Origin of the sequence: Lentzea rhizosphaerae (assembly GCF_042649515.1) — a bacterium.
GTDB lineage: Bacteria > Actinomycetota > Actinomycetes > Mycobacteriales > Pseudonocardiaceae > Lentzea > Lentzea aerocolonigenes.
Map to the genome: position 1 here is coordinate 258,361 of NZ_JBHRZI010000046.1, position 16,133 is coordinate 274,493.

The following is a 16,133-nucleotide window of genomic DNA, read 5'->3' on the forward strand; positions in this document are numbered from 1 at the left end:
CCGGTACGACAGCCGGGTGGCCCGGTGATCCAGCCGGTCAGCGGGTCGACGTCAGCCGTAGACGGTGGCCTGCTTCGAGGTCTGCCGCACTCCGTTGGGGCCGTTGAGGAAGCGCTCACCCCACGGGGTGAGGTCGGCGGGGTTGAACGAGCGCACCAGGTCGAGGTACTCGACGCCACCACCGTTGCCGCTCCACGACCAGCCGAGGTAGCCGAGGCCGCGGGCCTGCGACTGCGCCATGATCGTGTCCTCGTCCGGGTCGCCGTCGCTGTGCTTGTTCCCGAACTCTCCCACCACCAACGGCAGCCCTGCCTTGTGGAAGGCGTCGAAGTACGCGTTGACCTTCGCCGCCGTGTTGTAGACGCCGTACATGTGGACGGAGAACAGCGTGTTGTGCTGCGGGTCGGCGTTGAGCACCGAGGCGGCGTTGTTGCGCATGATGTTCAGCCAGTCCTGGCCCCACATGGGCGCGTCCACCATCAGCAGGTGCTGCAACCCGGCTGCGCGCAACCTCTTGATCGCGTTCTTGGTCGCGTCCGTCCACGTCCAGCTCACCAGCAGATTGGTGCCGATCGGCTCGTTGCCCAGGTTGACCACGACGTAGTTCTCCTGGCCCTTGAGCACGTCGGCGAGGCCGATCCAGTAGCTCGCCGCGTCGTCCAGGGTGGCCGCTCCGAGCTGATCACCCCATCCGGTGGTGTCGTGGGCCTCCAGCACGCAGATCAACCGGTTCTGCTTGCACAACGCGATGACGTTCGCGACGTCGGCCGCCGAGCTCGGCCCCCACCGCTTGCCGGTGCCCAGCACCACGCGAACCGTGTTGGCGCCGAAGGACTTGATGTCCGCGAACGAACTGGTCCTTTCGGGAAACCAGACGTGCGGGTGGTTCACACCCCGCATGACGAAGGCGTTCCCGTTCGCCTCGACGACCTTCGTGCCGCTCACCCTCAGGCCCGTGGCGGCCTCGGCGGGTTGCGTGCCGACCAGGATCGACGCCATCAACGCGAGCACGCTCGCGACACTCAGCCTTGTGGTCACAGCGGCAGATGCAACCGCACGCAGGTGACCTTGACAAGGCCTTCACATCAACAGCAACAGGTCCGGGAACCGTTGCTGCTGAAGGCATTCCGCCGAACGGTCCACTTCGGATCAAATCGCGTCCGCCCATCCGAACCACGCCACCCGGCGGGATCGTCACCGGGCATCTCCGCTCCTGGGCGCCGGAAACGACACGTCTTCGACCGCGATCCGCACCGACACCTCACCGGCCCGCTGCTCGATCCACGCGGTGAGGACGTCGGCCCGGCGCGTCGGTCTCCAGCCCTGCACGATGTTGAGCCGGCGACCGCGCTGGCGCAGGAGTCTGTCGTAGAACTCCGTCAGCCGGACACCGTCGAAAGGATCGTGCGAGCAGAGGAACAGCACCGTGCCGCGAGCGGACACCGCGTACAACATGGCACTCCCGTGACCGTCCGTCCCCGAGCAGGCGGACGCGCCGTCCGAGTGCAGTTGCGGACCGGTCAGCCAGTGGAAAGGCGCGCTGTGCATCCACAGCGTCTCCCCGCTCACCGCCACGGCGCACCCCGGATCCGCCTGACCTCCGCCAGGCCGGTTGGCGAGGACGGGGTCGGGGAGCACTCCCCACCGGATGAGGTAGTTGCGCACCGTCGTCACCGACAGAGCGATCCGGAACCTGTTGTTGACCAGTTCCGCCAGCGCCTGGTTCGTCCACAGCCAGTAGCTCAGCCCGACCTCGTCCGGCCCGCAGGTCGTCACGGTCCTGATCGTCCACAGCTGCTGCGCGTACGACAGGGCGAGCTGCTCACCGCGTTGTCTGCCCCGCCGCCTGCTCCGCAGCGCTTCTTCGCCCCTCGTGCGGTATTCGCGGTGCCAGACGCTGATCGTCTGCCGGGACACGCCGAGCATTCGCGCGACCTCCGCGCGGGAAAGGCCCGACTCGACCGCGGCGACGGCGCGCCGGCGCAGGGCTTCCAGCACGTCAGGGGATACCTTGCGGGCGTCCTGGGGGTACATGCCGTCACCATCCGTTCATGCGGGTCATCACCGCTCGCGCGGTTCAGGGAATGCCCACGGAGACATGCACATTGGCTTCATCGACATCTGATGTGCGAATTTTCAACGACATGTCCCAGCGCCCGGATACGGGCAGGGAGAGCGCATCTGAGATGTAATGTCCCGGCAAACCGCTGTAACGCAACGGCACGGTCAACGGCGCCGGTGACCGTTCGGGATGGCTCAGCGTCGCCCCCACCTCTGCGACGTCCTTCTGGCGCCCCCGCTCGTCCAGCACCGCCAGGTGCACCTCGTTGCCCCCGGACGCACCGGGTGCGACGACGACCGCGATCTTGCCGCGGCCGGCCGCGCCACCGGTGTCGAAGTCCGCGATGACGGGCTCACCGGGCACGGGCTGCGCCACCTCGGCCGCCTGTTCCCGCTCTGCCAGCTCCGCCGCGGCGGAGCTGGTGCCGACCAGGACCGCCGTGAGCCCCAGCACGAGGCCCGCGATGACCGCCTCGGCGACGACGACCGCCCCGAAGCGCCGCACCTGACGATCACCGGGCCCGCGCGCCGCCCGGCGCCGGTCGGAAGGCGACACGACGGGGAAACCGTAGTGGCGCTGGACCCAGCGCCTGGCCAGCGCTCCCAGCGCGAGCAGCACGGCCGCCACCGCGACCTTGCCCAGCAGCACCCGCCCGTAGGACGTGCCGATCAGAGCCGACGGGGTGCCCACGAGCCGCCACGACTGGAACAGACCGGTGGCGACCAGCACGAGGACCGACACCAGTGCCACCTGGGAGAAGCGCGGTACCGCCACGCGCATCGCCAACGCGTCGGCGGACCTCACTACGACACCGACCACGACGAGGCCACCGAGCCACACGGCCATCGCGGTGAGGTGGGCCGCGTCGGCCACCACGGCCAGCCAGGCCAGGTCACCGGCGCCGCTGTGCGAGGCGGCACTCCAGGTGAGGGCGAGCACGGAGGTCGTCCCCAGCACCGCCGCGCCTCGGCGTCGGCGTTGGCGATCGGTGGCTTCACTCTCGTCGGCGCGGCGCAGGAACCTCAGGAGGACGACGCCCACCAGCCCGAGCAGCAGCAGGCGGGACAGCACCGCGAGGCCCAGCCGCGTGCCGGCCGTGTTCGCGACCAGCGACAGGTCGGCCGCGGCGGTGAGCGGCCGGCCCGTGGCGTAAGGCCCGTACAGCAGCAGCACCAGCACCGTGGCGGCCAGCAGGCTCCACCACCCGCTCGCCAGCAGCACGCGGACCCGACGGCCGACTGCGGGCCCGGTCTGGCACCACACGACGAAGAACGCCGCTCCGGCCAGCAGCGCCAGCCCGGCGAAGGACAACCACCGCGCCAGCCCGTACGACAACGTCACGGCCCGGTCGGCCGAGGTGTGCGTCTGGGCCGGTGCCGGCAGCGCCGCCGACGTGGACGGCTGGCCCACGCTGAACACGAAGGCCCCGTGCACCGGATGGGTGTCCGCGGAGGTGACCTGCCAGTTCACCGTGTAGGTCCCGTCGGACAACGCCCTCGGCACGGCGACCACGAGAACTTCGGGCCTGCCCGCGGCGTGCGCCGGGGCGGCGGTGGTGATCGTGTCCCCGGCCGGCCCGAGCATCCGCACAGTCGCCAGCCCGAGCTCCACCGGCTCGCTGAAGGTCAGCGACACCTCGGCGGGCGAGGTGCCGAGCACCGCCCAGCCAGCGGGACTGGTCGAGATGACCACGGCGTGCGCACCGGCAACGCCCTGGACTCCCAGCACCGGCAGCAACGCCAGGACGAACGCGATGCACACGCGCGCGAAGTTGTTCACCGCTCTTCCTCTCACCGGGATGACGTGGCGGGGTGCGAGGTCGACGGCCGGCGAAGGACCGTCGACCTCGCTGGCTCTCAGACCCGTGCTGGCTCGTTCGCGACCGGTTTCTCCTGCGCGGCAACGCTGTCCGCCGGTGCGAACGGCCGCCTGCGCGCGACGACCGACACCCCGAGCGCGACGAGACCTGCCAGCAGTCCTGCCCCGCCGAGCACTCGGCCGAGCACGTCGGTTCCGGCAGCGGGCACCGCGGGCGGGGCGGAGACCGCCGACGTGGCCACCGACAGCGTCGGAGCCGGGTGCTCGGGGCGCGGCCCGCCGTCGGCCTGGACGTCGATCCACCGCACGACCTCACCGCTCGAGTAGGTCTGCAAGGCCTTGAACACCAGCTTGGTGTTCGCCGCCGGCAGCTTCCCCATCGAAACGCCGAACTCCTGGAACTGTCCGGGTTGGACGGTCCCTCCCTCCCAGACGATGCCCGTCACGACCTCACCGGAGGAGTCCTCGTCCGACTTGCCGGCCACGTCCGCCTTCTCCTTCGTGGTGGTCGCCGTCCAGCCGGGAACCGGTTGCACGGACACCGAAGCGAACCGGTGGTCGGAGGGGAAGGTCACCTCCAGCCGCGTCGTCGAGGCGTCCGCACGCTCGTTCGGCACCCTGAACACCACCCTGGCGTAACCGCCCGGTTCCGCGGTGCCCGGTGAGACGGTGACGTGGGCCGACGCGGTCGACGGGAACAGGATGATGAGGAACGCCGCCAGGGCGACGAGCGCGGTGCCGGGCCGGACCATCGTTTTTCCTTCCGCAGTGGGGATTCCATCGCGATCGCGGGTACTCGTCATGCGTCAGCCGCCCAGCGGGAGTGGCAGGCCGACCGCGGGCGGGTCGACGTTGAAGATGGACACGAGCCCCGCCATCCCGTGGTGGGTCTCGGCGTGGGAGAAGATGTGGCAGTGGATCATCCACTTGCCCACCCTGGTCGGCACCCAGACGATGTCGAAGGTCTGCCCGACACCGACGAGCAAGGTGTCCATCTGCTGCGGGACCGGTAGTCGCCTGCCGTCCTGCGCGACCACCTCGAAGTACCCGCCGTGCAGGTGGATGGGGTGGATCATCTCCGGGCCTGCGCCGATCAACCGGATGCGCACCCGCTCGCCCACTCGCGCCCGCAGCGGCGCGGTGGCGGGAAAGCTCTTGCCGTTGAACACGAAACCCAGCGGGCCGTCCCCGATGATCAGCCGGTAGTCGCGGGCGGCGACGATGTCACCGAGCCTGGGCACCACCTCCAGCGAGCCGTAGAGTCCCTTGCCCTCCTGATCGCCGTGCATGTGCGAGTGGTACCAATGGGTTCCGGTGCTGATCGCCTTCCACTCGTAGGTGAAACTCTGCCCCGGCTCGATTTCCGGCTGGGTGAGGCCGGGCACGCCGTCCTGGTCGTTGGGCAGGTCCATGCCGTGCCAGTGCAGCGCGGTGTTCTCCGGCAGGTCGTTCTGGACGATGAAGCGCACCGTGTCGCCCTCGTTGACCCGGATGACCGGGCCGGGCACGGTTCCGTTGTAGGCGAAGGCCTGCCGGACGTTGCCGGGCGAGACCTCCCACGACAGGGGCGCCGCACGCAGGCGGAACACCTTGACCCCGCCGACCACCTCGTACGGGGCCAGGCGGGTGCCGTCACCGAGGTCGTCGCCCGCCGCGGCCGGCAGCACCGAGTCCGAAGTGGACTCCTTCAGGACGCTCGACGCCGTCACACCCGCCAGAGCGATCAGGACGGACAGCAGAACCGTCAGCACCGGCAGGACTTTGCGCTTTCTAACCAACTCTGTGGACATGAGTCGCCTCCCGCTGGGAAGCCGCGGGCCGGGAAGCCGTCCTCGAACGGCTTCCCGTCCCGCGGTTGGGGTGGGTGTCAGCAATCAGTGGCGTAGGTGAGCGGGTGCCGCTGACGACAGGTCAGCTGGTCGTTCACCGGATTGCTGGGCACCCTCTGCGCCCAGCCGTTGTAGACGAGCGGCACGGCGAGCACGCCCATACCGCCCATTCCCATGTAGTCCACGACCTGGTCGTCCATCGCGGTCGTGGAGGTCGCGTCGAGCACCATCTTGCCGACCACGGCGGCATCGGACGGACTGCCGTCGCCGTTCGGGTCGATGTCGACGACCGCGAGGGTGTTGGCGAACTTGCTGGAGACGTAGGCGTAGTAGCCGCCGCCCTTCTTCGCCCCGTAGTTGATGCCGTGGCAACCGGAGTCGCAGGGCAACCACTTCACGATCTCGTCGGTCTTCGGGTCGATGACGGTGATGTTCGACGACAACGTGTTGGCCACCAGCAGCGCGTTGCCGTCCGGGCTCACCGGCAGCTGGATCGGCAGGCCGCCGAACGAGCCGCGTTCACCGGCCACCGGGTCGTAGTTGCGCCACAGGTCGATCTGCTTGTGGTGCACCGTGGCGCCGCCGTCCTTGCAGGCGTCGGCTTTGAGCGAGATGCAGGACACCGTCGCGCCCATGAAGTTCGCCTCGTACGCCTTCGCACCGTCAGGCGTGATGCCCGTGGCAATCGGCAGCTCGCCGGTCGCCTCCTTGCGGATGTTGCCGGTCGCGATGTCCACGACGGTGGAGTCGTAGGTGTTGACGTTCGGCGTGACCATGGTCGCGCCGTCACCGGTCATCCAGTGCGCGTGCGGGTGCGCGACCTTCTCACCCGGTCCCTGGACCGGAATGCGCCGGTCGATCTTCGTGCCGCCCGGCGAGAGCTCGACCACCGACGCGCCACCGTTGATCGCGACGTGCAGCTGGTCGGTGTCCGTCCTGGTCATCACGTGCGAGGGATCGGGCCCGACCTCGATCTGCCGGACGTACCTGCCCGTCGCCCGCTCGAAGACGGTGAGCTTGTTGCCGAACCACTCGGTTTGGTAGATGTACTTCTCCTCCTTGTCGGTCCACATGTTGTGCGGGTTGTTCATGTTGATCTCGGGCAACGCGACCTTGCGGTCCACCTTCCAGCTGGCGACGTCGACCTTCGTCGCGGTGCCGGACTTGGTCTTGCCCGCTGTCCGCTCCTTCTGGGTGTCGATCCAGACCTCACCCACGCCGGGAGTTCCCGGCCGCTGGTTGAGTGCCGGCAGGGTCTTCGGCAGGCCGAACTTGTTCTTGAAGTAGGCGTCCAGCAACGGGACGAGCTGCGGCGATCCGTTCGAGTCGTACATCAGGATCGGCGCGGGCGGGAACGTCGGGTTCCACGTCCGCTGCTCGGTGTTGCTGAACTTCTGCCAGTTGTTCGGCGCGGTGATGTTGAAGAACTTCAGCACCAGCTGCGAGATGATGTCGGCGTCGGACGGGACGTTCATCGCACGGCTGTTGATCTTGAGCTTCTTGCCGAAGTCGAGGCCGGGCGTGAGCGGGTCGTCGACGACGACCGCGCCGAGCATGTACGGGTGGATCTTGCAGACGAACGCGTAGAGACCGGGTTCGGTCAGCTGCGCGGTCGTGCTGCCGACGAAGGCGCCCGGCTGGTCGAACGGGAAGCCCGCCGCCCCCTCCGGCCAGATCAGGTTCGTGATCGTGTGCGCCGACTCCGCGTTCGGGCTCGAGATGTCGAAGTTCACCGTCACGGGCAGGCTGATCGTGGCGGTCTGCACGTACTTCTGGATGTCGGCCAGCACCTTCATCAGCTCCACGCCGACCGGCAGGTCGGTCAGCGCGGTCTTCGTGTTGGCAGGACGGGCCGCCATCTGCTGGGACAGCTGGGTGATCAGGGTGTTCGCCTTGATCGCCCGCAGGTCGAGTGGCGGCATCACCTTGCCGATCGCGGTGCGCAGCCCGTCCAGCCCGAGCAGCTTCTCCGTGTCCACGCCGAGGCTCGAGATCAGCGGCGTGCCGTTGTTGAACGGCAGCTGCGTCAACCGCGCCAGGTCACCGTTGAGCAGGTTGCTCGCGTCCGAACCGAGCAGAGCGCCGTTGCCCAGCAGCGGAACACCGTTCAGCGGAACACCGGGGATGAGCCCGCCGGTCTTCACCCGCGGCAACTCGGCCACGGCGAGGGACTTCGTGCCGAACAGGTTCAGGTTCGTGTCGTACCACGACCCCTGGTTGTCCGTGAGGTGGAACGACACCGGCAGAGGTCCGCCACCGACCGGAAGCCCACCCGAACCGGTGGTCGTCGTCGGGGCGGGTGTGTTGGAACTCGTGGTGCTCGTCGTTGTCGGCGGCACCGTCGTGGTCGTAGGCGCCGTGGTGGTGGTCGTCGGTCCCGTCGTGGTCGTGGGCGTGGTGCCACCGACCACGATCGACCCGAGCATGTCCGGGTGGAAACGGCAGCGGTAGTTGACGGTGCCCGTGGACGTGAAGGTGAACGAGTAGGACTCGCCGGGGTTCACGTCCGAGGACAGCGGACCACCGGTCACGCTGTGAACGACACCGTTGGTCTCGTTGTTGGTCCACTTGACGGTGTCACCGACGTTCACGTTCAAAGTCGCCGGGTTGTACTGCAGGTTCTGCATCGACACCGAGAAGGTGGCCGCGGTGGCCGCCGGCGTGTTCAACCCGATCGCGGTCAGGGCGACCACCAGCGCGGAGCCGAACGCGAGTACTCGCGCCCCGCGCCGTCGCCTCCCCGACGAGAACATCCGTGATAGGTGTGGAGAGCGCATCGATTTCCCTTCTGACACCTGCTGCGGCACATCGGAAAACTCCACGCATGACAAACAACACCCCGTTGAGGTTTCGTTTCTCCGCATTAGCGTCCAACAGCGCTGCGGTTCACATCCGCGGGTGGTGCACCGGCCGTCACGTGAAGACACCTAAATCGTCGTGCGGCCAATGTCCGAGGAATTACCCGAATGTAAACGATCTGTCAACTGGGTCGCACTCGCGACCGTCCCGTGATGTGACCAAGACCTAACGAGATATTCCGTGGCACACCATGCGCGACATTGCACCCAACACCATTCGGCGCGTATATGTGCAGGTCAACACGGCCTTGAGCAGGCCTACGACCTGCATGCCAAGTGACAGGTGTTTGCTTTTCAAAGTTGACATCCGACAGTTCCGGAGCCATTCGACAACGCGGAACCAAGAAATTTCTTCCCCGAATGGACCTGGCCAAAACATCCGCACAGCTGCCACCATGGCCCGGCGCAACAACGACCAGCGCAGCAATACCCGAATCCACCGACAAGAGGGAGTGGTGGGATATGCCGTCAGCCACGAGCACCCGCAAAGCCGGCCCACTCGCGCCTCCCACCAGCGGCCGAGGCCGCCGGCGAGCCCGGTGGGCGGCGGCAGCCGGCCTGGCCGCGGCCGTGGTTCTCGCGGTGGCGGCCCTGAACCTCACCGGCGACGACCCCGCGCCCGTTCCGACCACCCACACGGTCGTCTACGAGGTCACCGGCCCGGGAGGCAGGGCACCGGAGATCAGGTTCGCGGTCGAGGGGACGAACACCGTCGAGAAGGCGGAAGCCGTCGGCCTGCCGTGGCGCAAGGAACTGACCATCCCCGCAAGGCCAGGTCTCGCCGTGGCACAGGTCATGGCGACCAACGGTCAGGGCGAGTCGATCTCGTGCACCATCACGGTCGACGGCCACGTCGTCGCCAACAACACGGCCAAGGGCGAGTACACCACCGTGTCGTGCTCGAACATGATCGCGCCGGCGGCGCAGGGGTGATGGCACCGTCCGATGTGGACGGAGTCGTCAGCGAGGACACCCGACGCCTGCGCAAGACGCGGAGGCGGCAGATCTGTCCCCGAATTTCAACAGGTCCTGAGACAGCCGTGTTGCTCACTCCGGGGTTCGCAAGATCACGGTCCACGACGGACAGCGGTCCTGCGGAACGCTGCTGGTCACAGATGAAGAGGTATGCGCTCAAGAGGCTTGGCGAGAGCCTTGATCAGCAGCGCTTCGCTGCCGCACCGGCAAGGAAAGAGGCCGCCCACTCCAAAGTGGACGGCCTCTGACGTGATGTGGAGCTGAGGGGAATCGAACCCCTGACCTTCTCGATGCGAACGAGACGCGCTACCAACTGTGCTACAGCCCCTTGCGGTGTTACGAGAGAACTATAGCAGGGCCGGAGGGGGTGTTTTCACCACCCCCTCCTAAGCCCCCACGGCACCTCGGTACCGCAGCGACTCCAGTCCGTCCAACTCGACGAACACCGGGTCCTCGTCGTCGGAGTCGACCGGAATGGTGCCCGGTCGCACGTGGTGCTCGTAGCGCGGCAACGGTGGCAGCGCCGGCTTCTCGTCGACCACGACGACCTCGACCTGGGTGGTCTCGGCCTCCGCGGCGACGACCGGTTCCGCTGCCGGGGCCTCCTGCTGGGGCTGCGGGCCCGTCGCCCGGCGGCGGCGGACCTGCTGCAGGCGGGCCAGCCGGCGGGCGCGGATCTCCTCCTCGATCCGCACCTGGCGGCGCAGGTACGTCAGGTAGCCCACGATCATCAGGTCCAGCGCGGCGTGGCCGTACCAGAGCGGCGTGTAGAACACGCCGGCCACCACACCGGAAGCGACGGCGGCGACCAGCAGGAACGCCACGACTCTGCGGCGGAACGCGTACTTCGCCTGGGCCACCAGTGCGGCGGTCTCCGGGTCGTAGCCACCACGGCCGCGCCGGAACGGGCGCTCGACGTACTCCTCCTCGTCGAAGTAGTCGTCGTCGATGTCGTGGATGTCGTCGTACTCGGCGTCGGGCATGGCGTCGTACTCCTCCCCCACGCTGCGCGCACTCTCCTGGCGCTTGCGGGCCATCATGGGGACGAGGACCACCAGCCACGCCACGACCAGCGCAACGATGATCAGCGAACTCGGCATTCCCCGTTCACCTCCCCCGGCCCACGCGTGGTGCTGTCACCACGCTAGTCACAACAGTCACACCAGTGTCGGAGGCTCGCCGAGCGCTGTGCGTACCAAAGTGTGGTGTATCACCCACTTTTGGGTGAAGTGATTACGGCGAACGGAAGCAGCCCTCAGGGAAGACGGGCCTCTCCGCGTGCGACCAAACGGCGCACTAGGCCATCCGAGACCTCTTCGACCGTGAGCGCGAAGCAGAGGTGGTCGCGCCACTGTCCTGCAACATCCAGATAACGCTTGAAGAGGCCTTCCTCGCGATATCCGGATTTCGTGAGCACGCGGATCGAGGCGGCGTTCTCCGGGCGGACGGTGGCTTCGAGCCGGTGCAGACCAGCCTCGCGGAACGCGTGATCGGTGAGCAACGCCACAGCGGCCGTTGCGACGCCCCCACCCGCCCGATCAGCGGCAACCCAGTAGCCGATCCAGGCGGACAGCAGCGAACCGCGCACGATGTTGCCGACGGTGATCTGACCGGCCAGCTCGCCGTTGACCATGATCATGAACGGCAACGTGCTGCCGCGCCGGGCCATGGCGCGCAGCGACGACCACTGGGCGGGCCAGGACAGCGTCGCGTTGCGCTCGTCCCAGCCCTCCTGCGCCGTGGGCTCCCACTGCTCCAGGTACGCGCGGTCGCGGATCCGCAGCTTCGACCAGCTCGAGCCGTCGAAGAGCCGGGGCCCACGCAGGGTGACGGTGCCCGCGCGCACCTCGACGGGCCCCAGCCGGACCGGCCAGCCGGGGTGACGTCCCAGATCGGAGAAAGCGCTCATCCCCCGCCGCTCGTCAACCGCGTTGGGCGAGGAAGCTGACGAGAACCTCTTCGCCGACCGAAACCTCAGTGACGTCCTCTTCGACCATGATCAGGCAGTTCGCCTCCGCCAGCGACGCGAGCAGGTGCGCCCCGGACGTGCCGAGCGGCTGCACCAGGTACTCGCCGTTGTCCGCGTCGCGCAGCAGCTGGCCGCGCAGGAAGCCCTTGCGGCCCTTCGTCGACGACAGTGGCGACAGCAACCGGGCCGACACGGCGCGGCGGTACGGGTTCTTCTTGCCCAGCGCGGCCCTGATCAACGGCCTGACCAGCACCTCGAACACCACGAGCGCGCTCATCGGGTTCGCCGGCAGCAGGAACGTCGGCACGGCGTCCGGCCCGAGCCGCCCGAAGCCCTGCGCGGAGCCGGGGTGCATGGCGACGCGGCTGACGTCCATGTCGCCGAGCTCGGCCAGCGCCGCCTTGACCTCGTCGCCGATCGTGCCGCCCACGCCGCCGGCGATGACCACGATCTCGGAGAGCAGCAGCCGTCCCTCGACGACCTCGCGCAGCCTGCGCGGATCGGCCGACATGATGCCGACCCTGCTGACCTCGGCGCCCGCGTCACGTGCGGCGGCGGCCAGCGCGTACGAGTTCACGTCGTAGACCTGGCCCTGTCCGGGCGTGCGGTCGACGTCGACGAGCTCCTCGCCGAGCGAGATCACCGACACTCGCGGGCGCGGGTGCACGAGCACCTTGTTGCGCCCGACGGCGGCCAGCAACCCCACCTGAGCAGCACCGATGGACGCACCGCGGCGCACGGCGACGTCACCGGTCTGCACGTCCTCGCCGGTGCGGCGGACGAACCCGGCGGACGGCACGCTGCGGTTCACCGTCACCTTGGCGTGGTGGCCGTCGGTGTAGCCGAGCGGCACGACGGCGTCGGCCAGCGTCGGCAGCGGCGCACCGGTCGCGACCCGCACCGCCTGCCCCGGCTGGAGCCGGCGCGGCTGCCGGGAGCCGGCCGGGATCTCGCCCACGACCGGCAGCTGCACGGGGTTCGCGTTCGCGCCGGACACGTCGACGCTGCGCACCGCGTAGCCGTCCACCGCCGCCTGGTCGAAGCCGGGCAACGCGCGTTCCGCGACGACCTCCTCCGCGCAGAGCAGGCCCTGCGACTCCGAGATCGCCACCCGCACGGGTGCGGGCCGCACCGCGGCCGCGATCACCCGAGCGAGCTGCTCGTCCACTGACCTCATCTGTTGGTCCTCGCGCTCAGGAGTTGTCGAGGCGTTCCCGCAACCACTCGCGCAGGTCGGGTCCGTACTCCGGGGTCTTGAGTGCGAAGTCAACCGCAGCGCGCAGGAATCCGGCGGGATTGCCGAGGTCGTGTCGCCCGCCGCGGTGCACCACGACGTGCACGGGGTGCCCCTCGTTGATCAGCAGCGCGATGGCGTCGGTCAGCTGCAGCTCACCGCCCGCACCAGGCGTGATGCGCTTGAGAGCGTCGAAGATGGCCCGGTCGAGCAGGTACCGGCCGGCCGCGGCGAACGTCGACGGGGCCTCCTCCGGCTTCGGCTTCTCGACCATGCCGACGACCTGCTTGACGTCGTCGCTGCCGGTGTCGCGGACGTCGAACACGCCGTACGCGGAGATCTGCTCGCGCGGGATGTCGAACGCCAGCAGGACGCTGCCGCCCTTCTCCTCGCGGACCTTCGCCATCTTCTTGAGCGCGTCGGTGGGCAGCACGATGTCGTCGGGCAGCAGCACCGCGACGGCCTCGTCATCGCCGGTCAGGTTGCCCTCGGCGCACCCGACGGCGTGCCCGAGGCCGAGCGCCTGCTCCTGGATCGCGGTCTCGGCCTTGATCAGCCGCGGCGCCCGCCGGATCTTCTCGACCAGGTCGGTCTTGCCCTTGTCGGTCAGCGACTGCTCGAGCTCCGGGCTCTCGTCGAAGTAGTTCGCGACCGACGCCTTCGTCGGCGAGGTGACGATGACCAGCTTCTTCGCGCCTGCCTCGGCCGCTTCCCTCGCCACGTACTCGATGGCGGGGGTGTCGACCAGCGGCAGCAGTTCCTTCGGCACGGCTTTGGTCGTGGGGAGGAAACGGGTGCCCAGACCGGCCGCGGGCACGATAGCGGTGTGGAAGGCGCTGCTCATGGGCTGCGATGCTAACGACATACCGAGGGATACCCACCATGACGTCCGATCTTCGTGACCGGAAGGCCACACTGCGTTCACGGTTGCTGGCCGCGCGCCGATCGTTGTCGCCCGAGGTCCGCGCCGTCGAGGCGGCCGCGCTGGCGGCTCACGTCGCCGCTCTGGACGTCAGCCCTGATCAGACGGTGTGCGCGTTCCTGCCGGTCGGTTCGGAGCCCGGTGACGCGTCGTGGCTCGACGGCCTGCGGTGCCGGGTGCTCCTACCGATCGTGACGGGCGACTCCCCGCTCGACTGGGCGGTCCACACCGGACCCTCCGGGCTGGTGCCCGCGGCGTTCAAGCTGCTCGAACCGTCGGGTCCCCGGCTCGGGGCCTCGGCGATCGCTGGAGCCTCGCTGGTGCTGGTGCCCGCGCTGGCGGTGTCGGTGTCCGGGGTGCGGATCGGGAAGGGGCAGGGGCACTACGACCGGTCGTTGCCGCTGGTCACAGCGCCGCTGGTGGCTGTCGTGCGGGACTGCGAGGTGCTGGAGGAGGTGCCCGCCGAGCCTCACGACGTGCGGATGAACGGCGTTCTGACCCCCTCGGTGGGGCTGCGGTGGTTGTGACTTTGACCTGGGGTGTTTGCGCTCCGGGAAGGTCCTGGGCGAAAATCGTGTTGGCACTCACAACGGTCGAGTGCCAGATCTAGGAGCGAACCCAGTGCCTACGTACCAGTACGCCTGCACCGCTTGTGAGCACCGGTTCGAGGCTGTGCAGTCGTTCAGCGACGCCTCCCTCACCGAGTGCCCGGAGTGTTCGGGCAAGCTGCGCAAGCTCTTCGGCGCCGTCGGTGTCGTCTTCAAGGGCAGCGGTTTCTACCGGACGGACAGCCGGTCGGGCTCGTCCAAGAGCACGTCGTCCTCTTCCACGGCGTCCTCGTCCACGTCCTCGTCCTCCACGACTTCGTCGTCCTCCTCGGACTCGAAGCCCTCGACGAGCGCTCCGGCGGCCGCGGCCTCCTGAAGATCGCGAGTTGTCCACAACTTGCGGCTGAGCCCCGTTCGACATGCCTCCGACGGCCCTACCGTCGGAGGCATGACTCTTTCCAGCACCTTCCTCGACCGGCTCCGCTCGCTGTCGCGCCGCCGTCCTCCCGTTGCGTGGCGCAGGTTCCTGGCCGGCGCGCTGGTCCTGCTAGCCGCGTTGACGGCCTTCTGGCCGGACGTAGGCCATCCCGCCGTGGCAGCCGCACGAGATCTACCCGCCGGAGTGCCACTCACGGCTGATGACGTGCGCGTCGTGTCGTTGCCCACGCCTCTGCCGGGTTCGTTCTCAGGCGCTTCGGACGTGCTGGGCCGAGCGTTGTCGTCGCCGGCGCGGGCGGGCGTTCCGTTGACGGACTTCGATCTCGCCGGAGCGTCGGACGATCTGGCTTCGGTGGCCGTGCGGGTGGCTGACCAGGGCCTCGCCGACGTGGTGCGGGTCGGCAGCAGGGTCGACGTGGTCTCGGCGTCGGCGGAGGTGCTGGCGGAGAACGCGTCGGTGCGGGAGACGCGCGGCCAGGTCGTCGTGCTGACGTTGCCGAGACTTAATGCAACTCGTGTGGCCGCGATGTCACTGGACCATGCGTTAGCCGTTACTCTCCGCTGATGCTGAAGGGATTCAAGGACTTCCTGATGCGCGGGAACGTCGTCGACCTGGCTGTGGCCGTGGTCATCGGCGCCGCGTTCGGAACGATCGTCACCGCGTTCACCTCGAACATCATCAATCCCCTGGTGGCGCTGTTCGGTGGCAACAACGTCGAGGGCTTCGCGTACCAGATCCTCGACTCCAACGAGAAGACGAAGATGGACTTCGGTGCGCTGATCACCGCGGTCATCAACTTCGCGATCGTCGCGGCCGTCGTCTACTTCGTGTTCGTGCTCCCGATGAACAAGATCAAGGAGCGCCGCAAGAAGGGCGAGGAGCCGGGCCCGTCGGAGCCCACCGACGTCGAACTGCTGAAGGAGATCCGCGACCTGCTGGCCGCGCAGCAGAACGGGCAGCCGCAGGTGCAGGGGACGGACGTGCGCAACCCGAAGGTCTAAGGACACGCCGACAAATAACCTGGACGCTTTCTTGTCTGGGCTTGTTGATCGCGAGAGAGTCACCGTGCCGATGTCGTCATGTGGCTGATCAGCAACGCCCTGTTGTTTGGCGCGAACGTCACGTTCGGGCCATCTATCGGCCCGAACGTGCTTCTCGCGCCAAACAGCAGGGGCGACACGCCGTGCGCTGACCGTTCAGGCTCGGCAAGTACAGGTCAGGATCGACTGCGCAATGAGAGCGCGCACATCAAGATCAAACGAGCGTGTCGTTCATCTGCGCGCCCTAAGCACCTGGTCAGAAGTCTGTCCGTTACTCGCCTGGCGGACCTGCTTCCGGCCCTGATGGCGTCTGCAAGTACCACCAACTCAACATCAACAAGCACTTTCCCGCTACCAACAGGCCGTGGTGCACAGCCGGCGACGAACGGGTTGGGTGCGGGTAGCGGCGATTCGATCAAGAGTTGGTGGTACTTGCAGG

15 protein-coding genes and 1 tRNA gene are annotated in these 16,133 nt (G+C 68.1%); 5 read left to right on the top strand and 11 right to left on the bottom strand.

Going from position 1 to position 16,133, the window contains the following annotated elements; genetic code table 11:
- Positions 1-51 precede the first annotated feature (51 nt).
- The 6 genes from ACFOWZ_RS42985 to ACFOWZ_RS43010 all read right to left on the bottom strand — a co-directional run bounded on the left by ACFOWZ_RS42985 (position 52) and on the right by ACFOWZ_RS43010 (position 8,462).
- Positions 52-1,038 carry a glycoside hydrolase family 5 protein gene (locus ACFOWZ_RS42985; RefSeq protein WP_382379743.1) on the bottom strand — a complete coding sequence of 329 codons (987 nt, stop codon included), beginning with the start codon at positions 1,036-1,038 and terminating at the stop codon, positions 52-54.
- A gap of 156 nt (positions 1,039-1,194) precedes the next feature.
- Positions 1,195-2,034, bottom strand: coding sequence for a helix-turn-helix domain-containing protein (locus tag ACFOWZ_RS42990; RefSeq protein WP_382379744.1), 840 nt, complete (start codon positions 2,032-2,034; stop codon positions 1,195-1,197).
- A gap of 43 nt (positions 2,035-2,077) precedes the next feature.
- Positions 2,078-3,841 (bottom strand): copper resistance CopC/CopD family protein, encoded by a 1,764-nt coding sequence (locus ACFOWZ_RS42995; RefSeq protein ID WP_382379745.1) that lies wholly within the window; start codon positions 3,839-3,841, stop codon positions 2,078-2,080.
- A gap of 77 nt (positions 3,842-3,918) precedes the next feature.
- Positions 3,919-4,632 carry a YcnI family copper-binding membrane protein gene (locus ACFOWZ_RS43000; protein ID WP_382379746.1) on the bottom strand — a complete coding sequence of 238 codons (714 nt, stop codon included), beginning with the start codon at positions 4,630-4,632 and terminating at the stop codon, positions 3,919-3,921.
- A 54-nt stretch (positions 4,633-4,686) separates the two neighbouring features.
- Entirely contained in the window at positions 4,687-5,670 is a 984-nt protein-coding gene (locus tag ACFOWZ_RS43005) for a multicopper oxidase family protein (protein WP_382379747.1), read from the bottom strand.
- A 77-nt stretch (positions 5,671-5,747) separates the two neighbouring features.
- A complete protein-coding gene (locus ACFOWZ_RS43010) occupies positions 5,748-8,462 on the bottom strand; it encodes a cupredoxin domain-containing protein (RefSeq protein WP_382379748.1) in 2,715 nt (904 codons plus the stop codon).
- A 567-nt stretch (positions 8,463-9,029) separates the two neighbouring features.
- Here ACFOWZ_RS43010 and ACFOWZ_RS43015 point away from each other — a divergent pair.
- Positions 9,030-9,500, top strand: a complete 471-nt coding sequence (locus ACFOWZ_RS43015) for an MmpS family transport accessory protein (protein WP_382379749.1) — start codon at positions 9,030-9,032, stop codon at positions 9,498-9,500.
- A 297-nt stretch (positions 9,501-9,797) separates the two neighbouring features.
- Here the strand turns inward: ACFOWZ_RS43015 and ACFOWZ_RS43020 are convergent.
- From ACFOWZ_RS43020 to ACFOWZ_RS43040, 5 genes are all read right to left on the bottom strand, one after another.
- Positions 9,798-9,870: transfer RNA gene (locus ACFOWZ_RS43020), tRNA-Ala, on the bottom strand.
- Positions 9,871-9,928: 58 nt separating this feature from the next.
- Positions 9,929-10,642, bottom strand: a complete 714-nt coding sequence (gene sepX / locus ACFOWZ_RS43025) for a divisome protein SepX/GlpR (protein ID WP_382379750.1) — start codon at positions 10,640-10,642, stop codon at positions 9,929-9,931.
- Positions 10,643-10,797: 155 nt separating this feature from the next.
- Positions 10,798-11,451: a GNAT family N-acetyltransferase gene (locus tag ACFOWZ_RS43030; RefSeq protein ID WP_382379751.1), complete on the bottom strand. Its 654-nt coding sequence runs from the start codon at positions 11,449-11,451 to the stop codon at positions 10,798-10,800.
- Between the two features lie 13 nt (positions 11,452-11,464).
- Entirely contained in the window at positions 11,465-12,688 is a 1,224-nt protein-coding gene (glp, locus tag ACFOWZ_RS43035) for a molybdotransferase-like divisome protein Glp (RefSeq protein ID WP_382379752.1), read from the bottom strand.
- A gap of 16 nt (positions 12,689-12,704) precedes the next feature.
- Positions 12,705-13,589 carry a UTP--glucose-1-phosphate uridylyltransferase gene (locus ACFOWZ_RS43040; protein WP_382379753.1) on the bottom strand — a complete coding sequence of 295 codons (885 nt, stop codon included), beginning with the start codon at positions 13,587-13,589 and terminating at the stop codon, positions 12,705-12,707.
- Positions 13,590-13,627: 38 nt separating this feature from the next.
- On the opposite strand from ACFOWZ_RS43040, the gene ACFOWZ_RS43045 reads away from it, so the two are divergent.
- The 4 genes from ACFOWZ_RS43045 (at position 13,628) to mscL (ending at position 15,655) form a co-directional block, all read left to right on the top strand.
- Positions 13,628-14,194, top strand: coding sequence for a 5-formyltetrahydrofolate cyclo-ligase (locus tag ACFOWZ_RS43045; protein ID WP_382379754.1), 567 nt, complete (start codon positions 13,628-13,630; stop codon positions 14,192-14,194).
- A gap of 94 nt (positions 14,195-14,288) precedes the next feature.
- Positions 14,289-14,591 (top strand): FmdB family zinc ribbon protein, encoded by a 303-nt coding sequence (locus ACFOWZ_RS43050; RefSeq protein ID WP_382379755.1) that lies wholly within the window; start codon positions 14,289-14,291, stop codon positions 14,589-14,591.
- A 72-nt stretch (positions 14,592-14,663) separates the two neighbouring features.
- Positions 14,664-15,218 carry an SAF domain-containing protein gene (locus ACFOWZ_RS43055; protein ID WP_382379756.1) on the top strand — a complete coding sequence of 185 codons (555 nt, stop codon included), beginning with the start codon at positions 14,664-14,666 and terminating at the stop codon, positions 15,216-15,218.
- Positions 15,218-15,655 (top strand): large-conductance mechanosensitive channel protein MscL, encoded by a 438-nt coding sequence (mscL, locus tag ACFOWZ_RS43060; protein WP_382379757.1) that lies wholly within the window; start codon positions 15,218-15,220, stop codon positions 15,653-15,655. The genes ACFOWZ_RS43055 and mscL overlap by 1 nt, the downstream gene beginning before the upstream one ends.
- The last annotated feature ends 478 nt before the right edge of the window (positions 15,656-16,133 follow it).